Source organism: Candidatus Schmidhempelia bombi str. Bimp, from assembly GCF_000471645.3.
Classification (GTDB): Bacteria; Pseudomonadota; Gammaproteobacteria; order Enterobacterales; family Orbaceae; genus Utexia; species Utexia bombi.
This window is the reverse complement of record NZ_AWGA01000024.1, coordinates 20,616-41,780: the sequence shown is the minus strand read 5'-3', so window position 1 is coordinate 41,780 and position 21,165 is coordinate 20,616. Positions and strand designations below refer to the sequence as shown.

Here is a 21,165-nt window from a genome sequence, read left to right as displayed (position 1 = left end):
AACCTCAACCATAGTCGTTGGCATAGTTGTTAGAAAACGTGGCTTACACTATCGTTTACTATCCAATTATCTTCCTCTTTAGCCTGACGATTGAATATATCAGAAACATAGCGTTTAGGGATTAATCTGTCATGCATAATTTTAATGACATCACCTAAGATCACTGTTTTCCCCGCTAAAGGCGCACTTTTCTGTGCAATAACACACAATGTAGCGTTATCGCTGATATCGATAGTTAGTAGATCAATAAATTGATGATTCTCACATAATTGTACACAAACCGCTTCGCCGATGTCGGGCATATAGGGGGTCGCTTGCGGCAAGAAGTACCAACTCTTTGGCATTTGGGGCTTGAGGTAATTACGTGCAGCAATGGCATTAAGAACTAGCTGAACCTTATACGGCTCTGGTAATAAAAATGAGTCACAGTTTTCATAAAATTGGTAATAAGTAGCGGCATCAGCAATAGAAAAACGAGTCTCAATAAACCCATCATCAACTAACATTTTTTTTGTAAAACGAGAACGAAACACCATATCCTGCGAAAGATTCAACATTAGTGAATCGAGGTTATGATCAAAATACCAATACCAATTTTCCGTTGGTCTCACATTCATTATTATTCTTATTACTCTATGTATAGGATTAGTTTTTGGCGCAATTTACCACATACCACAGAAAAAATAAAGATCCAGACTATTTATTGAACATTTAATTATGTTAATAAACCATCATTACTAAATCAATCAATAAGTTAGATTTATATATTATGCCTTATGCTTCTGTTTATTACAAAAAATTAACATCGCTATTTTTAGCTGGACGTCGACTTTTTTATCACTTATTTGATTAAAATAAAAACCTATTTAAGCGGATATGAATATCGGGTGCGATCCCCATAAAATGGGGGATGATGTCGATTCATCGCTGTACCCAACTGATGATTGCTATTACCGAATTCCATTAAAAAGGCGCTTAAACGCGCCTTTTTAATGCAATAACATATTAACTTGCAACATTGATACGTTTCATTGCTGTCATATAACGACGTAATTTTCGTCCTACTTGTTCAATTGGATGATGACTAATAGCTTCATTAACGATACGCAATTGCGTATTATCAATCTGAGTTTGCGTAAGTGCTTTACCTAAGTCACCTTGTTGTAATAAGGGCATAAATTTTTCACGTAATAATGGAATTGCGGCATTTGCAAATAAATAATTACCATATTCTGCGGTATCAGAAATAACGACATTCATTTCATATAAACGTTTACGCGCAATGGTATTCGCGATTAGTGGCAACTCATGTAATGATTCATAATAAGCAGATTCCGCTAAAATACCTGACTCTAACATGGTTTCAAATGCCAGCTCAACACCCGCTTTCACCATTGCAACCATCACTACACCTTGATCAAAATAGGTCTGTTCATCAATTTTCCCATGGTATTGCGGTGCCTTTTCAAAGGCGGTCTCTTGAGTTTGCTTACGCCAATTTAATAGATTAGCATCATTATTAGCCCAATCCGCCATCATTGTCGCGGAAAATTCACCAGAAATAATGTCATCCATATGTTTACGGAACAGATCACGTAAAATAACTTTTAATTTTTCCGCCAACGCATTGGCCCGTAATTTAGCAGGATTAGAAAGACGATCCATCATTAAAGTAATACCGCCTTGTTTTAGCGCTTCGGTAATGGTTTCCCATCCAAATTGCAACAATTTACCCGCATAAGCCGGATCAATATCATCAGCAACTAACTTTTCAAAACATAATATTGAACCAGCTTGCAGCATACCACATAAAATAGTTTGCTCGCCCATAAGATCAGATTTGACTTCGGCAATAAAAGACGATTCTAATACGCCAGCCCGATCGCCACCTGTTGCGGATGCCCAAGCTTTAGCTATTGCTAGACCTTCCCCTTTTGGATCATTTTCAGCATGAACTGCGATTAAAGTAGGTACGCCAAAACCGCGTTTATACTCTTCACGCACTTCGGTTCCCGGACATTTTGGCGCCACCATGACCACCGTAATATCTTTACGTATTGTTTCGCCGACTTCAACAATATTAAATCCATGAGAATAACCTAAAGCGGCACCTTGTTTCATTAAAGGTTGTATCGCTTGTATTACAGCTGAATGCTGTTTATCTGGCGTAAGATTAATCACTAAATCAGCCGTTGGAATCAATTCCTCATAAGTGCCGACGTTAAAACCGTTTTCTGTCGCTTGACGCCAAGATAAACGTTTTTCACTTATTGCCTCTGGTCGTAAAGCATAAGCGATATCTAGACCAGAATCGCGCATATTTAACCCTTGGTTAAGCCCTTGGGCACCACAACCAATAATGACAATTTTTTTTCCTTTAAGATAGTCTGCGCCCGCGGTAAATTCATCACGCGCCATAAATCGACATTTACCCAATTGCGCCAATTGTTGACGTAAATTTAATGTATTGAAATAGTTAGACATTTTTTCCCCTTCCTGCAATAAAAAAGAGGTTATGGTGATTAACCTCCACTTTTGAAACTCATTACCATCATACACACAATTTAATATTGCTTAAATTGATATATTTAGCATACTATGTTGCAAAAAATGCACTACTTCTTACCGAATTAAGGGGCTATAGAATGAAGATACGTGATTTACACCTCTTTTTACACTTATGTGAAACTCATAATTTCAATACAACAGCAAAAGCAAACTATATAAGCCCTTCTACCTTGTCGCGGCAAATCCAACGTTTAGAACAGAAATTAGGACAAAGCTTATTTATTCGTGATAATCGAACAGTACAAATTACCGAAGCAGGGATGATTTTCAAGCTGTTTGCGAATCAAACCATACAAAGTTATAAACAACTGGAACAGACGTTTAAAGCTAACGCAACACATTTAGTCGGAGAGTTACGGCTTTTCTGTTCAGTTACTGCTGCTTATAGTCATCTGCCTGAAATTTTAGATTCATTTCGTGCTAGTTATCCAGCCGTCGACATCACATTAACAACCGGTGATGCCGCTGATGCGGTGATGAAAATCCAAAATAATGAAGCAGATTTAGTGATTGCTGGTCGTCCTAAACAGTTACCGGCAGGAATTGAATTTACCAAGATTGGCGAAATAGAAATGGCCCTTTATATTCCCAAATTACGAACCTATTTTAGTGAACGGCTCCATCACCCTAAACCTGATTGGAAACACATCCCGTTTATTTTGCCGCAACATGGTCCAAGTCGCCGTAAAATCGATCGTTGGTTTACGCAACAAAAATTGTATCAACCTTATATCTATGCAACGGTCGCTGGTCATGAAGCGATTGCACCAATGGTGGCATTAGGTTGTGGTGTTGCTTTTTTACCTAAAGTAGTGGTTGAGAATTGTCCAGAACGTATTCAGCAAAGAATAATTGAATGGCCAACCAATGCGATTACTTGTTTTGATATTGGGGTTTGTGTACAAAAAAAACAACTTGCTAATAAAATTATTGCCGCGTTTTGGCAAAAATTAGACTGCGTGGATTGATATTATCGAGACTTACATCAACCGATCATCATTAATATTTTACTATCCACTATAAGCCCTACTTACAAAATAAGAAAATAGTGCTGAAAAAAGAAGCTAGATTAAATACATATGCGATATATAACCGCAGCGTTAATATAACTGTTGATATAAATTAATCACCATTATTAAAATGGTACTCTAGTATATACGTATTGTTTTAAGTAGATAAAGTGATTATTTTTTCAATCTGCTATAGCAACAACCTTGGTTAACGCTTAATGAAGGTCAATAGTAGATTGTTAGCGGGTAAAATCAGTTAACGTAATTTAAGCATAATAATGGTATCATCAGCGACAACATAATCGGCTTTATCATGCCAAGCCCCCAGCACAAACCGCTCTACGTTTTTCGCCTCTAATAACGATTGAATATGTGCAGGTCGATGCGTATGCCCGTGAATTAAAATATCCGCTTGGTAATGAAGCATTATTTCATCTACTGTTTTCTGATTGACATCCATAATTTGCAAACTTTTATTGGCATTAGATCGTTGACTGCGCTCACGCATACGCGCCGCAATTTTATTACGAACCCAAACGGGTAAAAAACCAAATAACTTTTGTAATAACCCACAATGTAAAATACGACGTAATCGCTGATAACCTTTATCATCCGTACAGAGCAGATCGCCGTGCATAATCATAAGACGTTTATGTTGATGGGTAATAATATGAATGTCAGGTAATAGCGTCATCCCACTCAGCTTCGCATAATTCTTACCTAACAAAAAATCGCGATTACCCACCATAAAAAAAGTGCGAATACCGCGACGGGTAAGTGATTTTATCTGGTTGGCAATACTGATATGAAGATCAGTGATGGCATCATCACCGATCCAATAATCAAATAAATCCCCTAAGATGTAAAGCTCGCAATGATCCGGTAATTGTTGCAAAAAACGCTCAAAATAAGCTAAGATTTCTGGCTCAGACTCATTAAGATGGATATCAGCAATAAAATAACGTAACATCGCGTTGGGCCTACCTTAAACAATGGTTACATTTTCAATAATAATATCTTCAACAGGTACATCGGCATGCATACCACTGCGACCAGTTTTGACACCTTTAATCGTGTCAACCACATCCATACCTTCAATAACTTTAGCAAAGACACAATAGCCCCAACCATGCATATCAGGTGAACGGTAATCAAGAAAATCATTATCTTTTACATTGATAAAAAATTGTGCCGTTGCTGAATGCGGATCCATCGTACGCGCCATCGCTAATGTGCCACGTTCATTTTTCAAACCATTATCCGCTTCATTTTTAATAGGCGCTTTGGTTTTCTTCTGTTTCATACCAGGTTCAAACCCTCCGCCTTGAATCATAAAACCATCAATAACACGATGAAAAATAGTATTGTTATAAAAACCTTCCTGACAGTAGTCAATAAAGTTTTTCACCGTTTGTGGTGCTTTGTCATCAAAGGTTTCAATTTTAATATCGCCTTTATTGGTATGAAAAATGATCATATTTTCCTCTATTTGCTTTGTTTATCTAAATCGCTAATATTATATACATAAACCAATTTAAAAACATTGTTTTATGCGTCTTACCACGTTGTTTGCTTATTTAACCGTTAATTGATATAAACTTGCACCAATGGTGTTTAATGGTGAAATTTTTCACACGCCTCTAATGTATTACTAATTAGCGTCGCAACGGTCATTGGCCCAACGCCGCCTGGTACTGGTGTAATCCAACTTGCACGCAAAGCGGCTGAGTCAAATTCTACGTCGCCAACAACTTTACCTGAAGGTAAACGGTTAATGCCAACATCAATGACAATAGCACCAGATTTAATCCATTCACCTTTAACGAAATGAGGTATTCCAACCGCAGCAATCACAATATCAGCGTTAGCAATATGTGCGGCCAAATCTACCGTACGGCTATGAGTAACGGTTGTGGTACAGCCTAACAATAACAATTCTAATGCCATTGGTCGCCCAACGATATTGGATGCACCTACCACTACCGCATTTAAACCAGAGAGTTCAATCCCCGTAGAAGCTAACATTTTTACAATACCATATGGTGTGCATGGTCGTAATTTAGGATCGCGTTGACATAAATGGCCAATATTATAAGGATGAAAACCATCCACATCTTTATTGGGATCAATGTGTTCTAGGACGCTTGTTTTATCAATATTATCAGGCAACGGAAGTTGCACTAAGATCCCATCAATATGCGGATCGGTATTTAATTGGGTAATGAGCTCGATGAGTTGCTCTGTCGTCGCTTGTTCAAAATCATAGGCATAGGAAATAAATCCAACTTCTTCACAAGCGCGGCGTTTATTTCTAACATAGATTTCGGATGCAGGATCAGCACCGACTTGGATCACCGCCAGACCAGGTGCACGTAAACCTTGTGATAAACGTTGCTCAACCCGTTGTTTTACTTGGAGGCGTATCTGTTGTGCTAATGCTTTACCGTCAATAATTTTTGCTGTCATATTTATCGTTGCCCTTATGAAAAAAGTAATTAGTTAAATTGGAGGTATTCATCCTAATTAAAAATATAAATTACCCATTAGTTATGATAAGCATAGGCTGCTTGTTCATATTATGGCTAGCGAGTAATGCCGGTTTACTTAATATAGCTAATCGCGGCTAATTGTTTATATTGCTTATCAATTTCTTCAATCATTTTACATACTTGTAGATTAAATGCTTTTAATTCTGGTTTTTGTTTTTTCCATTCATTAGCACTAATTTTTTTAATCGCTGAATAATCTTTAAAAACTTTAAAATGAAAAAAGCTGTCAGCTAATGCCGATTTAAAAATTCGTACTGCACTGCTTCTGCCTTTTTCTTTAAGCGAATTAAATGCCGTATGTTTAAAAATTAGTTGATTATTATCGCTATGAATCACGTCTTCCAACATTAGATTTAGTTCAGTATATAATTGATTAAGAGAGGTCAATAAATGCGCATCATTACCTAATTGTTTTTCAATAGCCACGGCAAAATTATTATGCACGCTATTTAATTGTTGATGTGACAGTTGTTTAAATGCTGGTAATTCGGTACGTAAATACGTTAAAAATGTCATCACTTTCTGCTTATTATCATTGTCGATAAGATAGTATTGATCATCCATTTTTATTTTGCCATTATTCATTAATGTCATGATATGATCATGTACAATAAATTCAATGGACGAATCCATAACAATAATGTCATAATTAGGCTGAATCGAACAGGTCTGTTGGTTTTCTTTGGCCAGAAGGCTGCAACTAAAACAGCCTAATACCCAATAAAATACTATCTTTTTAAACATACTCTCTTTATCCCATCAAAAGAATATTATTTTCAGTAATTATGAAGGATAACGCATAAAAGAAAATATTGATTTTATGCATAATACTGAAAAATAATTGTTAACTTAGTAAATAAATTTAATCTTTTAGATTATTTTTAGTGCTAAAATAACTTATTATAAACCATTTTTAATATTACAATACACTGATTATTTTTAACTTAGTATAGGTTAATTAGATGTAATCCTATTTTTCTATTATTTATAAAATAAAATTTGCTTATACAGGCTACTGATTTAAGCAAATTAAGGGTGATATGAAATGAAACTACGCTATATTATTATTGCACTATTATTAATATTCAGATTTATCTCTACAGCACAAGCGACTATAGTTGAAAATGAAGATTACATAGTATTAGACCATCCGGTTAAACAAAAAAATTCTGCCATTGTCGTTGTAGAATTTTTCTCCTATGGCTGCCCTTATGCCTATAAATTGGAACCAGCCATACAGAAATGGTTAGCCCAAAAGCCAAAAGATGTTATCTTTCAACGAATTCCTGTTAAAAGTAAAAGTAAAAGAAGTTGGCTGGCCTATGCCAAAACCTATTATGCATTACAACAACTCAGTCACAAACGAGCAGAAAAACTAACACCACTTATTTTTGAAGCTGTTCACAAACATAACCAACGACTTTATGATACTGATACATTTTTAGCATGGGCTAGTAAACACGGGGTAAATCAAGATAGCTTGGCTAAAGCCTTAAATTCACAAGCGGCAATAAATAAACGATTACAAGATGGGGAAAATTTGGGCGCTCAGTATGGTGTCACAGGTGTACCAATCATTTTTGTAGATGGTCGTTATGAAGTTATTTATGGCAGAAACACCCCTATTCATAATATTGCTGAAATAATTGATCAATTAATTGATAAAGCAAGATTGGAACGAACAGCTAAAAGAAAGTATAAAAGGTAACTTAGATAAACTAAATGTTAGTTTAAACAGCTAAAAAGCGTTATAAATAACGCTTTTTAGCTAGTAAAAATCATTTCGTTATTTAGCCTGTTCGAGCTGTAACAATTTATAAAAGTTAGCTAGTTCCGCTTTTGCGGTATCCAGTTCAGCCTGTTTCTCTTGTAATTTATGTTGTTTTTTTATGATTTTCTTCTCATTTTTATTGATTTTAGCTTCATTGAGCTGTTTTTGATATTTAGCGACTTCTTTTACTTTTTTAGAAACATTATCTAGATACTTTTTTTCTAACTCAACATTGCTACAGTGAGAATCTATTGTATTAAGGGCTGTAACTAAATGGGCTATTTCATATTGATTATTCGCTTGCTTTGCATAATCTAACTTTTTTGCTAATACGGCTTTTTTACTCGCACAAGTATACCCGTCTTCAGCCGCGTATATATTTAGCGATGAAAAGAAACAAACCACCGCAATAACAAATTTTATTAATGTGATTTTCATTATATCATCTCAATTCACTACTTTCTTAAATAAACGTTTTTTACTTTATGACTATCACCCTTCGTTAAAATTAAATTAGCTCGCTCACGCGTAGGTAATATATTTTCCACAAGGTTACACTCATTAATCTCTTTCCAAAGTTTATTGGCGATCGCGATAGCTTCATCTTCAGGCAACGTCGCATAATGATGAAAATAGGAGTTCGGATCGCTAAACGCACCATGCCTAAATTTTAGAAAACGGCTAATATACCAGTTATGTAATAACTCGGTTTCGGCATCAACATAGATAGAAAAATCAACATAATCTGAGACAAAAACGCGCTTTTCAGGAAGTGAACAGTTGGTCGCCCCCTGTAACACATTAAGCCCCTCTAAAATAAGGATATCGGGACATTCGATAGTTAATGTCTCATCTTCAACAATATCATAAACAAGATGAGAATAGACGGGCGCTTTAATATGCGGTTTTCCTGATTTAACATCGGCAACAAATTGTAATAACTTTTTGATATCATAAGATTGCGGAAAGCCTTTCTTGTTCATAATACCGCGCTCTTTTAATACCTTATTCGGATATAAAAAACCGTCAGTAGTGACTAAAGCAACATTACGATGTTCCGGCCAACAACTTAATAATGCTTGCATCACTCTGGCTGTGGTACTTTTCCCAACGGCAACAGAACCAGCAATCCCAATAATATAAGGCACTTTTTGCGTTCGACCTAAAAATTTATCTAATACTGTCTGTCGACTAATGTTGGCACTGATATAATAATTAATTAAACGAGAAAGTGGGAGATAAATATCACTTACTTCTTCAATAGACAGATCGTCATTAATCCCTTGTAATGCTTCAATATCTGCTGAGGTTAATGTCATAGGCAGGTAATTGCGTAAAATAGCCCATTGCTCTCGATTAAATTGCATATAGGGACTGCTAGGCATTGTCATATCTCTTATTTCGCTGGTTAGTAACAGTAACTGTGCCACTTCTTTTACCAATTATCGAATAAAATCGCAAGCTTTTTCCAATCATCCTATACTTTTTTTCTGCTTTCTGTTACATTTCGTACTAAATATCAACATGATAACTTTATAAGTTATTAATTCTATATAAGTTGTAGATAAGTATGACAAAATTAAATACCCGTAAAAAAAAGAAAACTCGCCAAGAAATCAATGATGAGTGTCGTTTATTAAAAAAGAAACGTAAACATAAAGGTTTACCAAGTGGTCATCGCCAAGTCGCGGATGAAAATCAGCAACGTAAACCGAATCAATTACCTAAGTCAGATAGGCGTATTGGTAGTAAGAAACCTATTCCATTAATTGTTGATAACATAGCAACCATATCATCGATCAATACCAATAAATCGGCTAAAATAGCGTTGCCCCCAGAGCAAGAATTAGAAAAATTAGAAAATGATCCTAAACTTGAACAGCTATTAGATCGCGTTGATTTAGGCGAAACGCTTACTAAGCAAGAACAACACTATCTTGAGCGTAACTTAGCCCGTATTGATGAATTAATGAATTTATTAGGCTATGAGTATGATGATCAATCAGAAGAAAGCGAACATGAAGATATAATGAAATTATTAAGGCAATAACGTTTTATTATGTTACTACTTATTATGCTAGGATTTTATTGTGGCTTAATTGTAGCCACATTTCTCGTTATCAATAAGCTAAACAGATTAAGATATAAAATCAATAAAACGAATAACAATAGAATGTCATCTCATAAGAAGCAATAATAACTTCACAAACCGGAAACGCTATGTCAGATAATCATCCTTTTAGTCGAATCGAATGGGATCAATCACTGATTGAAAAGTATAACTATTCCGGACCACGTTATACTTCATATCCAACGGCGCTAGAATTTAATGAACAATTTACTGAAGTTGATTTCAGACAGGCTGCAGAATGCTATCCTGAACGTAATCTTTCTTTATATGTACATATTCCTTTTTGTCACAAACTTTGTTATTTCTGTGGCTGTAATAAAATTATTACTCGACAAAGAGATAAAGTTGCTCGTTACTTAAATAGTTTAGAACAAGAAATAATTGCCCGCAGTGCCTACTTTAAAACACGCCAAGTCACGCAATTACACTGGGGGGGCGGTACGCCTACTTTTTTAAATGAAGAAGAAATTAGCCAACTCATGGCTATGTTAAAAAAACATTTCACGTTTGCCAAACAAGCCGAAATGTCGATTGAAATTGATCCACGTGAGATTGAATTAAGCACCATCGATCACTTAGCCAAGGAGGGATTTAATCGTTTAAGTATCGGGATTCAAGATTTTGATAAACAAGTACAGAAACTTATTAATCGTGAGCAAGATGAGCAATTTATTACCGATTTAATTAAACGAGCTAAAGCTAACCATTTTCAGTCGATTAATCTCGATCTTATTTATGGCTTGCCTACTCAAACTGTAGATAGCTTTATTTATACCTTAGACAAAATTATTGAACTCGCTCCTGATCGTTTAAGTATTTTTAATTACGCGCATTTACCGCAACGCTTTGCCGCTCAGCGTAAAATTAAAGATCAAGATCTGCCAAATGCCAAGACGAAATTAGCAATTTTACAAAAAACGATTGAAACCTTGATCCATGCAGATTATCGCTATATAGGGATGGATCATTTTGCCAAGCCTACGGATGAATTGGCTATTGCTCAAGAACAAGGGCTATTACATAGGAATTTCCAAGGGTATACCACCTTAGCCGAAAATGATTTATTAGGCTTAGGGGTGTCCGCTATTAGTATGTTAGGCAATAGCTATGCTCAAAATCATAAGGATCTTAGCACTTATACCAATTCTGTCGGTCAACATACGCCTTGGAAAGGGCTTGTTATGACTCGAGATGATCTTATTCGACGGGATGTTATTAAACAATTAATTTGCCATTTCACTTTAGATAAAATGTCCATTGCGGCACGTTATCAAATTCATTTTGATGACTATTTTGCTGAAGATATCGCTTTACTCACGCCATTTATTCAAGATAATCTGGTCAATATCGAACAGCAGACAATAGTCGTTACCGCTAAAGGACGGCTGCTTATTCGCAATATTTGTATGTGTTTTGATCGTTATATGCGTAATTTAGCAAGACAACAACAGTTTTCTAGAGTGATCTAACCGTTTACCGTTAAAATTAATTCAACAAATAGGAAAGTCAATATAAGATCATTTATTGATTTTCCTATCTATTTTAATCCTACAACAAAATAATGCTATAATTGATGCAAATTTAGGACATCGCGCATATCGTATAAACCAACTGGCTGTTGTGCAATCCATATCGCGGCGCGTACCGCACCATTGGCAAATGTCATACGATTTGATGCCTTATGCGTGATCTCAATTCGTTCACCAATATCTGCAAAAATAGCCGTATGTTCACCAATAATATCAGCGGCACGGATAGTGGCAAAACCAATCGCGTCTTTTGGTCGCTCCCCAGTTTGTCCTTGACGACAATAGACAGCACAATGTTTTAGATCACGATCTAACGTATTAGCAATCGTTTCTCCCATCGCTAAGGCGGTACCAGAGGGGGCATCGACTTTATGCCGATGGTGAGCTTCAATAATTTCAATATCGCTATAATCGCCCATAACGGTTGCGGCTTTTTCAAGTAGCTTTAATAATAAGTTGACACCAACACTAAAATTAGCGGCAAAAACAATACTTATTTGGTTGGCGGCCTGATTAATTTTTTCTTTGCCTTGCTCGTCAAATCCTGTCGTACCAATAATCATTTTTTTTCGATATTGACAACAAATAGCCAGATGATTTAACGTCGCTTCTGGACGCGTAAAATCAATTAGCACATCAAATTTATCGCGTTGCGCATGAATATCACTGACAATAGTAATACCATTATTACCAATACCAGCGACCTCGCCCGCATCAGCACCAATTAATGAAGAGCCCTCACGTTCAAACGCAGCCCCTAAGATAACACCCTCAAGTTCCGCTGTCGCTTGAATTAATTGTCGTCCCATGCGCCCACCAGCGCCAGCAATCGCAACGATAATCGGATTTTTAGTCATCATTTTGCTTATCCATAAAATAAAATTCAGTGCATGATATTGTAAACAAAAAATGGATATAGTACTAATCAGTTATCCTGATAATAAAACCATCGTCATTATGCTACGTTATTGAAAATAGATAAATATAGGTAGAACAGCATGGCAAATTTAAAATAGTGCATATGTTAATGTAATCCATCACAATATGCACTTACACTATCAAAACTAATTACACTATATCTAATAATTCGACTTCAAAGATTAATGCACTATAAGGAGGAATGCTGCTACCAGCCCCACGTTCGCCATAAGCTAACTCTTGTGGAATATAGAGTTCCCATTTTGAACCTACTGGCATTAATTGTAACGCTTCAATCCAACCGGCAATAACCCCATTCACAGGGAATTCTGCTGGTTGTCCACGTTCGACCGAACTATCAAATACGGTACCATCAATTAAGCGTCCAGTATAATGAACTCGTACACGATCACTGGCACTGGCAAGTTTGCCCTCACCTTGTTTAATTATCTTATATTGCAATCCAGATTCGGTACTTTTAACACCATCTTGCGTAAGATTATTCGCTAAATAATCTTTCCCTGCTTGTGCTGCTGCTTGTGCTTGCGACTGGCGCTGTTGTTCCGCTTCTTCATGCATTTTACGCAATGCGTTATGTAATACTTCTAATGAAACAGCGGGCGGATTACCAGCCAACACATCATGAATGCCAGCAGCCAACGCTTGCGCATCTAAATCTTTTAAACCAGAACTTTGCAATTGTTGACCAATTTGTAAACCGATCCCATAACTTGCCTGCGCCTGTTGAGTTTCAAGTTGAATTTTTGCCATAGCTTTTGTTTCTCTCTTTTTAATAAATTTGATCGCTGTTTATTAAGCATAGATTAAACACCCTGCTTAACCACAAATGACAACAGCAAATAGTTGATATTCAAAACCACTAATAATAAAAAACCCGCCTAAGCGGGTTTTACATAAATAAAAATCAATTAAGCTTCAGCAATAATATTAACAATGATTTTTGCAAATACTTCGCTGTGAAGTTGTAACATCACTTCATGTTCACCAACAACACGTAAAACACCGTTAGGTAAACGTACTTGGCTTTTAACAACATCAATATTTTTTGCTTTAAGCGCATCAGCAATATCACGAGTACCGATAGAACCGAATAATTTACCTTCGTCACCCGCTTTAGTTGCGATAGTAACTTGAGCTAATTCAGCAATTTCAGCCGCTTTCGCTTCAGCCGCTTTTAATACGTCAACTAATTTAGCTTCTAATTCAGAACGACGTGCTTCAAAAAACGCGATGTTATGTTTAGTCGCAGGTACAGCTTTACCCTGAGGGATTAAGAAGTTACGTGCATAACCGGCTTTAACCTGTACTTGGTCACCTAAGCTGCCTAAATTAGCAACTTTATCGAGTAGAATAACTTGCATTATATTTTCCTCTTGTTACTAATTAGTGTTGGTTGTCAGTATAAGGCAATAATGCTAAATAACGAGCGCGTTTAATTGCGCGCGCTAGCTGACGCTGATATTTAGCACTTGTACCAGTAATACGGCTAGGTACAATTTTACCACTTTCTGTGATATAACTTTTTAACGTAGAAATATCTTTATAATCAATTTCTTGAACGCCTTCTGCAGTAAAACGGCAGAATTTACGACGACGGAAATAACGTGCCATGTGGCTACTCTCCTAAAAATTCAATATGGTCAGCATGTAAAATCAATTGATTAATATTATTTTGCCTTCGATGCAAACTAATAAACCCACTTACACAGATCTTACTGCCTTTTTCAATGCTGTTTGTTAATTCATTGTGTCCACTAATGACAACAGGGATAGTACACCATGCGTGCCTTTTTAATCCCGCTTCCATTTGTTCTGAAACATGTTCCAGATAAAATTGACAATGTGGAATGCCATTTGGACTTACCTTTCGGATGGGCGTTTTATACACGATTCCCGCGAGCACCATACGATTAGTCATAATGAATTAATCTTCTGATTCCTCAGCAGCCACTTCTTCATCACCCTGCACGTCATTATTCACGTCAGCGTCATCAGCAAAACTGTCATGAGATTTACGCTCATCTTTTGCTTTTAACATTGGAGATGCTTCAGTAACAGCGTGTTTTGTACGCATAATTAAACTACGAATCACTGCGTCGTTAAAGCGGAAGCTGTCTTCTAACTCGTCAACCGCTTCTTGCTTCGCTTCTACGTTCATAAGAACATAATGCGCTTTATGCAATTTTTCGATAGGATAAGCCAACTGGCGACGACCCCAGTCTTCTAAACGATGGATAGTACCACCGGCATTGGTTAATATACCGGTATAACGTTCAATCATACCAGCGACTTGTTCGCTCTGGTCTGGATGAACCATAAAAACAATTTCGTAATGACGCATTATAGCTCCCTACGGATTAATCAGCTTTCTGTCTGGGTCAACCGCAGCCCAATGAAAGCAAGGAACGTGAAAAGTGGCGGTTGAAATTGACGGCGTATTATAGCTTATCTAAAATTATTATGCTAGGTGGATCATGGATTATTTAATAGCGTTGATCAACTCAATTAGAAGCGCTAAATAGAATGTTTACTACACCACAGCGTAGCAAATAAAGTTAATCGTTTTGAGGTGAACAAAACCAACGTTGTTGACGAAGAAGCTGCCCATATTGAAATTGACAACTTACTTCAATTAACGCGCAATTACCTTGGTGGTTTACGGTATAGGTTTGGCAAGACCAATGCTGCTTATCATAAGGAATAGTGAGCGGATAATTATCAAGCTGTTCAAAAATCAAGCGCTCTGTCTCAAGAATATAGGTGTGTTGCGCTAATCGCAATACAATTTGTTGGTGAAAACGCAATAAAATAGTAATAGTAATCGATAATAAAAGAGCGGCACATAAAAATTCAATGGTGCTACTACCTGATTGAGTGAATAGGCGTTTATGATTCACAATCGACCTCATTCGGCTCTGGACAAAAATCTAGCCATTGCCCTTTAGTAAAATATAAGCGTCCATCTGGATAGTATATGACTAAAGCATATAAGGGCAGTGAAGCACTGATGCCCTTAATCACTGTAAATCCAGTGTGTTTTGATTGTTTTATACAACTCATAATTTGAGAATCAGTAAACGCTTGGCAATACCAATGCTGGGATGGCGATGGCCAGCGTTGTTGTAATCCCCAATTTAATGCCGATCTCGCTTGATTAAAATGGTGATAATAACGTTTTTCATAAAACAGTTGTTGTTGCCATTGCGTCTCTAAGCGTAGAAAGAAGACCATAAATAATGAACTTAATATTAGAAAGCTTAAGACCATAGCCAATAATATGGCCCCTGATTGCGCATTAGTATTATCGATTTTCATATCGAATCATTCGTGATAATGAGTAACTAATATTCGGTGCGGTAACTAAAGTCCCCATTATTTTTATTTCCAAATATAACTGATGATCAAATAACTGAAACTGTATAATATTTATCTCTTTGTTATCAAAGAGTTTTTCCCATCCTATACCGCCACAATTTGGTACGCCAGAACGATATTCCACATTATTTTTAGCATAACGATAAACAAAAGTATTGACTTTGGATGGATCTTTTTCATCTATTACCCAGATTCCTTTGCGGTTAAGATCATAATGGATAATAATACAGTCCCCTTTTGGATTAACCTGTAAAGCAGCTACTATCGGTTGCGAATTGATTTTAGCCATAAATCCAGCGCGTTTAATATCTTTATAAAACGGTAATAAGGTATTATTTACTATATGCATGATGTACTGTTTTTGATATAAAGATAACCATTGTCGCTGAAAAATAGGAAAGAACTGGATAATCGTCAGTATCAAAATAGATGATAAAGCTAAAACGAGTAGCATTTCGAATAAACTAAATCCCTGTTGTTTTAACATTGCGGTATACCCATAAAAAAAATATTTTGGCTGCAATAACGAATACGCCCACGCCAAGAAACAATGATTTTAGCTATTCCCTGATTATTGCTTAATTGAATAGTACCTGCTTGCGCCATCCCTCTTTTTCCATAAAATACAATAGGTTTTTCCTCAGTTAAACCTATCGCTTGTACTGAAGGCGAAAGTGGAGTGAATGATAACATGGCCAAATGACAATCAGTGGGGAAAATGGGGGCTTCTGTCGCCACCACGCACCATGATTGATCTTTCTTTATCAACCAAACTATCATGGCTTTATTTTGCCAATTTGCTTGTGCATAGAGTTGCTGCATAAACTTTGCCAATAATAATGTCGTTGCTTTAAGTTCGGAGCGTTGTTTGATATTTTGCCAATAACTGACTCCGGTTGTTGATATGATAGCTAATATCGCCATAGCGATGGCTAATTCAATCAATGTAAAGCCTTGGCAGTTTTTTATATTAAAAAATAATTTCTTGATCATACCTTGTTGCCCTACTCAGATTAATCATATAGTACTTTAGCCTATACTATCGTTAGGGAAACATAAAAAAACTTCAATTGTGAGAAATCACGAAAATTGTTAGAATCGGTTACATTTATTAAATGTTAAAATGCATAAATATAATAACTAAAAAAGACATCATTATATTTAGATCTATTTAGTTGCGATAATAGATCAGCTATTTGCATGCTTTTTATGAGTAACCACAGGGTTTAAAGATTTCATGACTAATACGGAAAATTGGCAGTCTAACGCGCCAATCACTAATTTATTAAAAAGAACAAAAATTATTAATCAGATTAGGCAATTTTTTGCTGATCGGGGTATTCTTGAAGTAGAAACACCGATATTGAGCCATGCCGCCGTGACCGATGTTCACCTCAATTCCTTTCATACTGACTATTACGCGCCTGGAGATAGTGCTCATCAGCAAGGGCAAACGTTATCATTGATTACAAGTCCCGAATATCATATGAAGCGCTTACTCGCGATAGGCAGTGGACCCATTTATCAAATCACTAAATGTTTTCGTAATGAAGAGGCTGGACGTTACCATAATCCTGAGTTTACCATGCTTGAATGGTACCGGATCCAATTTGATATGATTCAGATGATGAATGAGGTAGATGATTTACTCCAAATTATTTTAGACACTGAACCCGCTGAACAAATTAGCTATCAAAAGGCGTTTCAACGCCATTTAAATATTGATCCATTAACCGCCGATCGTGATACGCTTTGTAAAGCTGTCGATACATTAAACTTAGGTTTTAATACAGATACTGCCGATCATGATACACTGCTTCAATTTTTATTTACCTTTGGTGTTGAACCTCATATAGGACTTGATCGACCTACTGCCATCTACTATTTTCCTGCTTCCCAAGCAGCGCTAGCAGAAATCTGTGGTGAAGATCATAGGGTAGCAAAACGGTTTGAATTTTATTATAAAGGCGTCGAATTAGCTAACGGGTTTAAAGAACTTACTAATGCTGAAGAACAATATGCACGTTTTGAATCAGATAATCAAATAAGAAAAAGTAAACAACTTCCACCACAAGTGATTGATACCCTATTTTTAGATGCCCTGAAAGCAGGCTTACCTGATTGTGCCGGCGTCGCTTTAGGGCTTGATCGTCTAATTATGTTAGCATTAAATGCAGAAAGTTTAAGTGAGGTCATCTCTTTTACTGTTGAACGAGCTTAGGTACTTTCTTAATAACCCAAAATGGATTATGGTATAGCAGTATCAATCATCTTGTTACTGCTTATTATAGCGTTAATCAAACGGGTAATAATGAAAACGTATCAAGTTTAAACTTTTTTATTTAAGCAATAAGCATAATAACAGTATAGACTCAACAATATTTAGGTAATACGTTAACTTTAAAGGGAACCTATAAAGTAATATTAATGTATTGTGCTGCAAATAATGAATTAACAAAACATGACATTATATAATTCCGTTTTATTAGTCTCTTTCTTATCTACGCTTTTTAAATAAATGATAGAATAAAAGCCCCTATTTAAATCAAATAAAATTCAAATAGGGGGGTATTTTATTTACCTAAAACGTGGTTAACCAGCTCAATCCAATAAGTTGCCCCATAAATTAAGAGGTCATCATTAAAATTATAGGCAGGATGATGCAAATTCGCGCCCTCGCCTGCGCCTAACCAAATATATGCACCCACTTGTTTTTGCAACATAAAGGCAAAATCCTCTGAGCCCATTTGGGGTGCTGGATTTGTGATAACATTTTCTTTGCCTACAATAGACTGTGCAACTTTAACTGCGATGTCTGTTTCCTTTTCATGATTAACCGTTGCTGGGTAACGACGTTGGTATTCAACGTTAATATCAACATTAAGTGCTTCACCAATACCTAAAGCAATCGTTTTAATACGCTGCTCAATCTTATCTTGAACGTTTTCTTTGAACGTTCTCACCGTGCCGCATAAAATAGCTTCTTGCGGTAAAACATTCCAAGTGTCACCACTATGGACTTGAGTAATACTCACCACGGCTGAATCAAGAGGATCAATATTACGACTTACAATAGATTGTAATGCCGTAATAAGCTGACCTGTTGCCACAATCGTATCATGCCCTAAATGGGGCGCAGCACCATGCGAGCCTTTACCCGTTAAAGTGATCTGGAAAATATCATATGCCGCCATTAGTGGACCTGATTTAATTGAAAATTGCCCTAAAGGCATATTTGGCCAATTATGCATACCATAAACAGAGGCAATAGGTAATTGCTCAAATAAACCATTTTCAACCATCACACGACCGCCACCTTCATTTTCTTCGGCAGGTTGAAAAATTAAAGCAACCGTACCAGCAAAATCGCGATGTTTAGCTAAATAGCTTGCCGCACCCAATAGCATGGCAGTGTGACCATCATGACCACAGCCATGCATCTTACCTGGAATGGTAGAACAGTAACTATGATTAGTTTGTTCGAGCATGTCGAGTGCATCAATATCAGCGCGTAAACCAACCCAAGGACCACTTTTGTTACCGGTAATCGTTGCGACTAATCCTGTAGGAGCAAAATTTTTATAAATTTTATCCACACCAAATTCAAGTAGTCGTTGTTCTATATAGTCGGTCGTATTATATTCATTAAATGCCGTTTCAGGGTGGGCATGTAAATGATGGCGCCACATTGCCATATCATTATAAAGTGCTTTAATTTCTGGAAGAATATTCAGCTTATCCATTGAATTAACCTCTTGGTGTATTATTTTTACTCATTATACTAACTACATATTAAATGACAAACGCCATAATAAATGCTAACAATATATCACTTTAATCAATATTCGCCGTCATTCATTTAGCCTTTTTTATTTCTACATAATCGAACAAAAAGAACGTTTATTTATGAGTACTTTAATAGATAAATGAAATAATCACATCATTTTTTAAATAAATGGTGAGTAATCGATTAATTATAATTAAGTCATTGTTATTATTTTGACATTTTTAACTTAAGTTTAAATCATAGAAAACAAATGATAAAAATGTAACAAAATCACAATTATTTTTTACATTCTTTTATAGTTAACTTAACCTTTAGCCAAACAAATAACTTGAATTAACCAATAAAAAGTCTATACTTAAAACCACATCAACATGATAAAGAGATTTTTCATGGATAAAATAATAGTAGGTGCTAAATTAATAACAAGCCCGTTTATTATTTTAACGGAGAGCAGTACATATGGATATTAAAGCAAATGAAAATAATGCGGGAAAATCGATCACCCTTACCATTTCAGCAATTACTATTACATTTATTTTGCTTATTGTGATGCTCTACTCAATAAAATCAATATTTAATTATTTTAATCATGCTCATAAGCATAACTTACTCTATTTTTGGCCAACATCACTAATACAAACACCGTTGCCGAGAGATAATTATACCAATTTGCTGGTGGTTGATAGTAATACCAAACCAGAGATTAATGGAAGTAATTGGCGAAATCATTTAGATAAGACCATTGCGAGTCTGGAGTATAATATAGTAACTTTCATGCATTCTATAAGAACATCTATGTTATTTCAGCCTTCTTATGTAATTGGTGAATCATTAATGATGTCTAGGAATAACAATCTGTCCAATTTCAATCTAATTAATCATGATATGTATATTGATTTTGATGAATTGTTTATAAAAGAGTTGTCAGCTGATAATAACGATAATGACACGTTTAATTTTACTGATTTGCACTAATCTTTTTATCATAGTATTTAATAGTAAATTTCGTTTGCCCCTTTAGCGCCGTATGGCGCTTTTTTTTATTATCTGCAATCTTTTATTACTTAACAATCAATAATGTGATCTTCCCAACAAATGACATCTTTTTCATAAACTACACGATTCCGTATTGAAATCAATTGCTGGTGCATTTTATCTTTATTTCCAGCTAATAGCGGATGCCAATCTGGCAAAGGTTGATGATTTAAAATAAGCCCATAAGCACAACTTTTAGGTAACCATGGAATTTCTGTCACATTTTCTTTTGTCAATTTAATACAATCAGGTTCGTAACTAAACCGATCGTGATAATGGTTACATTGACAAGTTTCACTATTAAGCTGGTCACAAGCGACATTCGTATAAAGAATTTCATCCGTATTCTCGTCGATCAATTTATTTAGGCAACATAATCCACAACCATCACATAACTGTTCCCACTCTTCTTCGGTCATTTCATTTAATGTTTTATTAAGCCAAAAAGGTCTATTTATATCATTTGCTGCC

26 protein-coding genes are annotated in these 21,165 nt (G+C 35.9%); 6 read left to right on the top strand and 20 right to left on the bottom strand.

What is annotated here, in order from left to right; genetic code table 11:
- Positions 1-29 precede the first annotated feature (29 nt).
- Together O970_RS02620 and ilvC are read right to left on the bottom strand one after the other, a co-directional pair.
- Complete coding sequence (locus O970_RS02620) at positions 30-617, bottom strand: cell division protein ZapC (RefSeq protein WP_024495630.1); 588 nt, start codon at positions 615-617, stop codon at positions 30-32.
- Positions 618-1,005: 388 nt separating this feature from the next.
- Positions 1,006-2,484 (bottom strand): ketol-acid reductoisomerase, encoded by a 1,479-nt coding sequence (ilvC, locus tag O970_RS02615; RefSeq protein ID WP_024495629.1) that lies wholly within the window; start codon positions 2,482-2,484, stop codon positions 1,006-1,008.
- A 161-nt stretch (positions 2,485-2,645) separates the two neighbouring features.
- On the opposite strand from ilvC, the gene ilvY reads away from it, so the two are divergent.
- Positions 2,646-3,536 carry an HTH-type transcriptional activator IlvY gene (ilvY, locus tag O970_RS02610; protein WP_024495628.1) on the top strand — a complete coding sequence of 297 codons (891 nt, stop codon included), beginning with the start codon at positions 2,646-2,648 and terminating at the stop codon, positions 3,534-3,536.
- A gap of 298 nt (positions 3,537-3,834) precedes the next feature.
- On the opposite strand, the gene O970_RS02605 is transcribed toward ilvY, so the two are convergent.
- The 4 genes from O970_RS02605 to O970_RS02590 all read right to left on the bottom strand — a co-directional run bounded on the left by O970_RS02605 (position 3,835) and on the right by O970_RS02590 (position 6,871).
- Positions 3,835-4,548, bottom strand: a complete 714-nt coding sequence (locus tag O970_RS02605; RefSeq protein ID WP_024495627.1) for a UDP-2,3-diacylglucosamine diphosphatase — start codon at positions 4,546-4,548, stop codon at positions 3,835-3,837.
- A 15-nt stretch (positions 4,549-4,563) separates the two neighbouring features.
- The gene (gene ppiB / locus O970_RS02600; protein WP_024495626.1) at positions 4,564-5,055 is read right to left on the bottom strand and encodes a peptidylprolyl isomerase B; all 492 of its coding nucleotides are present in this window, start codon (positions 5,053-5,055) and stop codon (positions 4,564-4,566) included.
- A gap of 137 nt (positions 5,056-5,192) precedes the next feature.
- Entirely contained in the window at positions 5,193-6,044 is an 852-nt protein-coding gene (gene folD, locus O970_RS02595) for a bifunctional methylenetetrahydrofolate dehydrogenase/methenyltetrahydrofolate cyclohydrolase FolD (RefSeq protein WP_024495625.1), read from the bottom strand.
- Positions 6,045-6,178: 134 nt separating this feature from the next.
- Positions 6,179-6,871 carry a YggN family protein gene (locus tag O970_RS02590; RefSeq protein WP_024495624.1) on the bottom strand — a complete coding sequence of 231 codons (693 nt, stop codon included), beginning with the start codon at positions 6,869-6,871 and terminating at the stop codon, positions 6,179-6,181.
- A 301-nt stretch (positions 6,872-7,172) separates the two neighbouring features.
- On the opposite strand from O970_RS02590, the gene O970_RS02585 reads away from it, so the two are divergent.
- Entirely contained in the window at positions 7,173-7,835 is a 663-nt protein-coding gene (locus tag O970_RS02585) for a thiol:disulfide interchange protein DsbA/DsbL (RefSeq protein WP_024495623.1), read from the top strand.
- Between the two features lie 78 nt (positions 7,836-7,913).
- Here O970_RS02585 and O970_RS02580 read toward each other — a convergent pair whose 3' ends face one another.
- Positions 7,914-8,336: a DUF1090 family protein gene (locus tag O970_RS02580; protein ID WP_024495622.1), complete on the bottom strand. Its 423-nt coding sequence runs from the start codon at positions 8,334-8,336 to the stop codon at positions 7,914-7,916.
- A gap of 17 nt (positions 8,337-8,353) precedes the next feature.
- The gene (coaA, locus tag O970_RS02575) at positions 8,354-9,289 is read right to left on the bottom strand and encodes a type I pantothenate kinase (protein WP_036562450.1); all 936 of its coding nucleotides are present in this window, start codon (positions 9,287-9,289) and stop codon (positions 8,354-8,356) included.
- A gap of 179 nt (positions 9,290-9,468) precedes the next feature.
- Here coaA and yihI point away from each other — a divergent pair, with 179 nt between their 5' ends.
- Positions 9,469-9,948 carry a Der GTPase-activating protein YihI gene (yihI, locus tag O970_RS02570; protein ID WP_051318581.1) on the top strand — a complete coding sequence of 160 codons (480 nt, stop codon included), beginning with the start codon at positions 9,469-9,471 and terminating at the stop codon, positions 9,946-9,948.
- A 170-nt stretch (positions 9,949-10,118) separates the two neighbouring features.
- Positions 10,119-11,498 carry an oxygen-independent coproporphyrinogen III oxidase gene (gene hemN, locus O970_RS02565; protein ID WP_024495619.1) on the top strand — a complete coding sequence of 460 codons (1,380 nt, stop codon included), beginning with the start codon at positions 10,119-10,121 and terminating at the stop codon, positions 11,496-11,498.
- A gap of 95 nt (positions 11,499-11,593) precedes the next feature.
- On the opposite strand, the gene dapB is transcribed toward hemN, so the two are convergent.
- The 10 genes from dapB to O970_RS02515 all read right to left on the bottom strand — a co-directional run bounded on the left by dapB (position 11,594) and on the right by O970_RS02515 (position 16,865).
- Positions 11,594-12,415 (bottom strand): 4-hydroxy-tetrahydrodipicolinate reductase, encoded by an 822-nt coding sequence (dapB, locus tag O970_RS02560; RefSeq protein ID WP_024495618.1) that lies wholly within the window; start codon positions 12,413-12,415, stop codon positions 11,594-11,596.
- A 211-nt stretch (positions 12,416-12,626) separates the two neighbouring features.
- Complete coding sequence (locus O970_RS02555; protein WP_024495617.1) at positions 12,627-13,247, bottom strand: BamJ family beta-barrel-assembly machinery protein; 621 nt, start codon at positions 13,245-13,247, stop codon at positions 12,627-12,629.
- Between the two features lie 158 nt (positions 13,248-13,405).
- Positions 13,406-13,858, bottom strand: coding sequence for a 50S ribosomal protein L9 (gene rplI / locus O970_RS02550; protein ID WP_024495616.1), 453 nt, complete (start codon positions 13,856-13,858; stop codon positions 13,406-13,408).
- A 22-nt stretch (positions 13,859-13,880) separates the two neighbouring features.
- Positions 13,881-14,108 carry a 30S ribosomal protein S18 gene (rpsR, locus tag O970_RS02545; RefSeq protein ID WP_024495615.1) on the bottom strand — a complete coding sequence of 76 codons (228 nt, stop codon included), beginning with the start codon at positions 14,106-14,108 and terminating at the stop codon, positions 13,881-13,883.
- Between the two features lie 4 nt (positions 14,109-14,112).
- The gene (gene priB, locus O970_RS02540) at positions 14,113-14,415 is read right to left on the bottom strand and encodes a primosomal replication protein N (RefSeq protein WP_024495614.1); all 303 of its coding nucleotides are present in this window, start codon (positions 14,413-14,415) and stop codon (positions 14,113-14,115) included.
- A gap of 6 nt (positions 14,416-14,421) precedes the next feature.
- Positions 14,422-14,838: a 30S ribosomal protein S6 gene (gene rpsF, locus O970_RS02535; RefSeq protein ID WP_024495613.1), complete on the bottom strand. Its 417-nt coding sequence runs from the start codon at positions 14,836-14,838 to the stop codon at positions 14,422-14,424.
- A gap of 214 nt (positions 14,839-15,052) precedes the next feature.
- Positions 15,053-15,394, bottom strand: coding sequence for a type IV pilus modification PilV family protein (locus O970_RS02530; protein ID WP_024495612.1), 342 nt, complete (start codon positions 15,392-15,394; stop codon positions 15,053-15,055).
- Positions 15,384-15,812, bottom strand: a complete 429-nt coding sequence (locus O970_RS02525; protein WP_024495611.1) for a DUF2509 family protein — start codon at positions 15,810-15,812, stop codon at positions 15,384-15,386. Before O970_RS02525 ends, O970_RS02530 begins: the two co-directional genes overlap by 11 nt.
- On the bottom strand, positions 15,799-16,359 hold the full coding sequence (locus O970_RS02520; RefSeq protein ID WP_024495610.1) for a prepilin peptidase-dependent protein: 561 nt from the start codon (positions 16,357-16,359) through the stop codon (positions 15,799-15,801). The genes O970_RS02525 and O970_RS02520 overlap by 14 nt, the downstream gene beginning before the upstream one ends.
- Entirely contained in the window at positions 16,353-16,865 is a 513-nt protein-coding gene (locus tag O970_RS02515; RefSeq protein WP_024495609.1) for a prepilin-type N-terminal cleavage/methylation domain-containing protein, read from the bottom strand. Before O970_RS02515 ends, O970_RS02520 begins: the two co-directional genes overlap by 7 nt.
- 244 nt (positions 16,866-17,109) lie before the next feature.
- On the opposite strand from O970_RS02515, the gene epmA reads away from it, so the two are divergent.
- Positions 17,110-18,093 (top strand): elongation factor P--(R)-beta-lysine ligase, encoded by a 984-nt coding sequence (gene epmA / locus O970_RS02510; protein WP_024495608.1) that lies wholly within the window; start codon positions 17,110-17,112, stop codon positions 18,091-18,093.
- A 352-nt stretch (positions 18,094-18,445) separates the two neighbouring features.
- Here epmA and O970_RS02505 read toward each other — a convergent pair whose 3' ends face one another.
- Entirely contained in the window at positions 18,446-19,615 is a 1,170-nt protein-coding gene (locus tag O970_RS02505; RefSeq protein WP_036562420.1) for a M20 aminoacylase family protein, read from the bottom strand.
- Positions 19,616-20,118: 503 nt separating this feature from the next.
- On the opposite strand from O970_RS02505, the gene O970_RS02500 reads away from it, so the two are divergent.
- Positions 20,119-20,634, top strand: coding sequence for a hypothetical protein (locus O970_RS02500; protein ID WP_024495606.1), 516 nt, complete (start codon positions 20,119-20,121; stop codon positions 20,632-20,634).
- Positions 20,635-20,723: 89 nt separating this feature from the next.
- Here O970_RS02500 and O970_RS02495 read toward each other — a convergent pair whose 3' ends face one another.
- Positions 20,724-21,152 carry a YcgN family cysteine cluster protein gene (locus O970_RS02495; protein WP_036562443.1) on the bottom strand — a complete coding sequence of 143 codons (429 nt, stop codon included), beginning with the start codon at positions 21,150-21,152 and terminating at the stop codon, positions 20,724-20,726.
- Positions 21,153-21,165: the final 13 nt, after the last annotated feature.

Coding starts and splice junctions, on each gene's coding strand:
- O970_RS02620 (WP_024495630.1), bottom strand. CDS start 617: ATGAATGTGAGACCAACGGAAAATTGGTATTGGTATTTTGATCATAAC.
- ilvC (WP_024495629.1), bottom strand. CDS start 2,484: ATGTCTAACTATTTCAATACATTAAATTTACGTCAACAATTGGCGCAA.
- ilvY (WP_024495628.1), top strand. CDS start 2,646: ATGAAGATACGTGATTTACACCTCTTTTTACACTTATGTGAAACTCAT.
- O970_RS02605 (WP_024495627.1), bottom strand. CDS start 4,548: ATGTTACGTTATTTTATTGCTGATATCCATCTTAATGAGTCTGAGCCA.
- ppiB (WP_024495626.1), bottom strand. CDS start 5,055: ATGATCATTTTTCATACCAATAAAGGCGATATTAAAATTGAAACCTTT.
- folD (WP_024495625.1), bottom strand. CDS start 6,044: ATGACAGCAAAAATTATTGACGGTAAAGCATTAGCACAACAGATACGC.
- O970_RS02590 (WP_024495624.1), bottom strand. CDS start 6,871: ATGTTTAAAAAGATAGTATTTTATTGGGTATTAGGCTGTTTTAGTTGC.
- O970_RS02585 (WP_024495623.1), top strand. CDS start 7,173: ATGAAACTACGCTATATTATTATTGCACTATTATTAATATTCAGATTT.
- O970_RS02580 (WP_024495622.1), bottom strand. CDS start 8,336: ATGAAAATCACATTAATAAAATTTGTTATTGCGGTGGTTTGTTTCTTT.
- coaA (WP_036562450.1), bottom strand. CDS start 9,289: ATGACAATGCCTAGCAGTCCCTATATGCAATTTAATCGAGAGCAATGG.
- yihI (WP_051318581.1), top strand. CDS start 9,469: ATGACAAAATTAAATACCCGTAAAAAAAAGAAAACTCGCCAAGAAATC.
- hemN (WP_024495619.1), top strand. CDS start 10,119: ATGTCAGATAATCATCCTTTTAGTCGAATCGAATGGGATCAATCACTG.
- dapB (WP_024495618.1), bottom strand. CDS start 12,415: ATGACTAAAAATCCGATTATCGTTGCGATTGCTGGCGCTGGTGGGCGC.
- O970_RS02555 (WP_024495617.1), bottom strand. CDS start 13,247: ATGGCAAAAATTCAACTTGAAACTCAACAGGCGCAGGCAAGTTATGGG.
- rplI (WP_024495616.1), bottom strand. CDS start 13,858: ATGCAAGTTATTCTACTCGATAAAGTTGCTAATTTAGGCAGCTTAGGT.
- rpsR (WP_024495615.1), bottom strand. CDS start 14,108: ATGGCACGTTATTTCCGTCGTCGTAAATTCTGCCGTTTTACTGCAGAA.
- priB (WP_024495614.1), bottom strand. CDS start 14,415: ATGACTAATCGTATGGTGCTCGCGGGAATCGTGTATAAAACGCCCATC.
- rpsF (WP_024495613.1), bottom strand. CDS start 14,838: ATGCGTCATTACGAAATTGTTTTTATGGTTCATCCAGACCAGAGCGAA.
- O970_RS02525 (WP_024495611.1), bottom strand. CDS start 15,812: ATGAAAATCGATAATACTAATGCGCAATCAGGGGCCATATTATTGGCT.
- O970_RS02520 (WP_024495610.1), bottom strand. CDS start 16,359: ATGTTAAAACAACAGGGATTTAGTTTATTCGAAATGCTACTCGTTTTA.
- O970_RS02515 (WP_024495609.1), bottom strand. CDS start 16,865: ATGATCAAGAAATTATTTTTTAATATAAAAAACTGCCAAGGCTTTACA.
- epmA (WP_024495608.1), top strand. CDS start 17,110: ATGACTAATACGGAAAATTGGCAGTCTAACGCGCCAATCACTAATTTA.
- O970_RS02505 (WP_036562420.1), bottom strand. CDS start 19,615: ATGGATAAGCTGAATATTCTTCCAGAAATTAAAGCACTTTATAATGAT.
- O970_RS02500 (WP_024495606.1), top strand. CDS start 20,119: ATGGATATTAAAGCAAATGAAAATAATGCGGGAAAATCGATCACCCTT.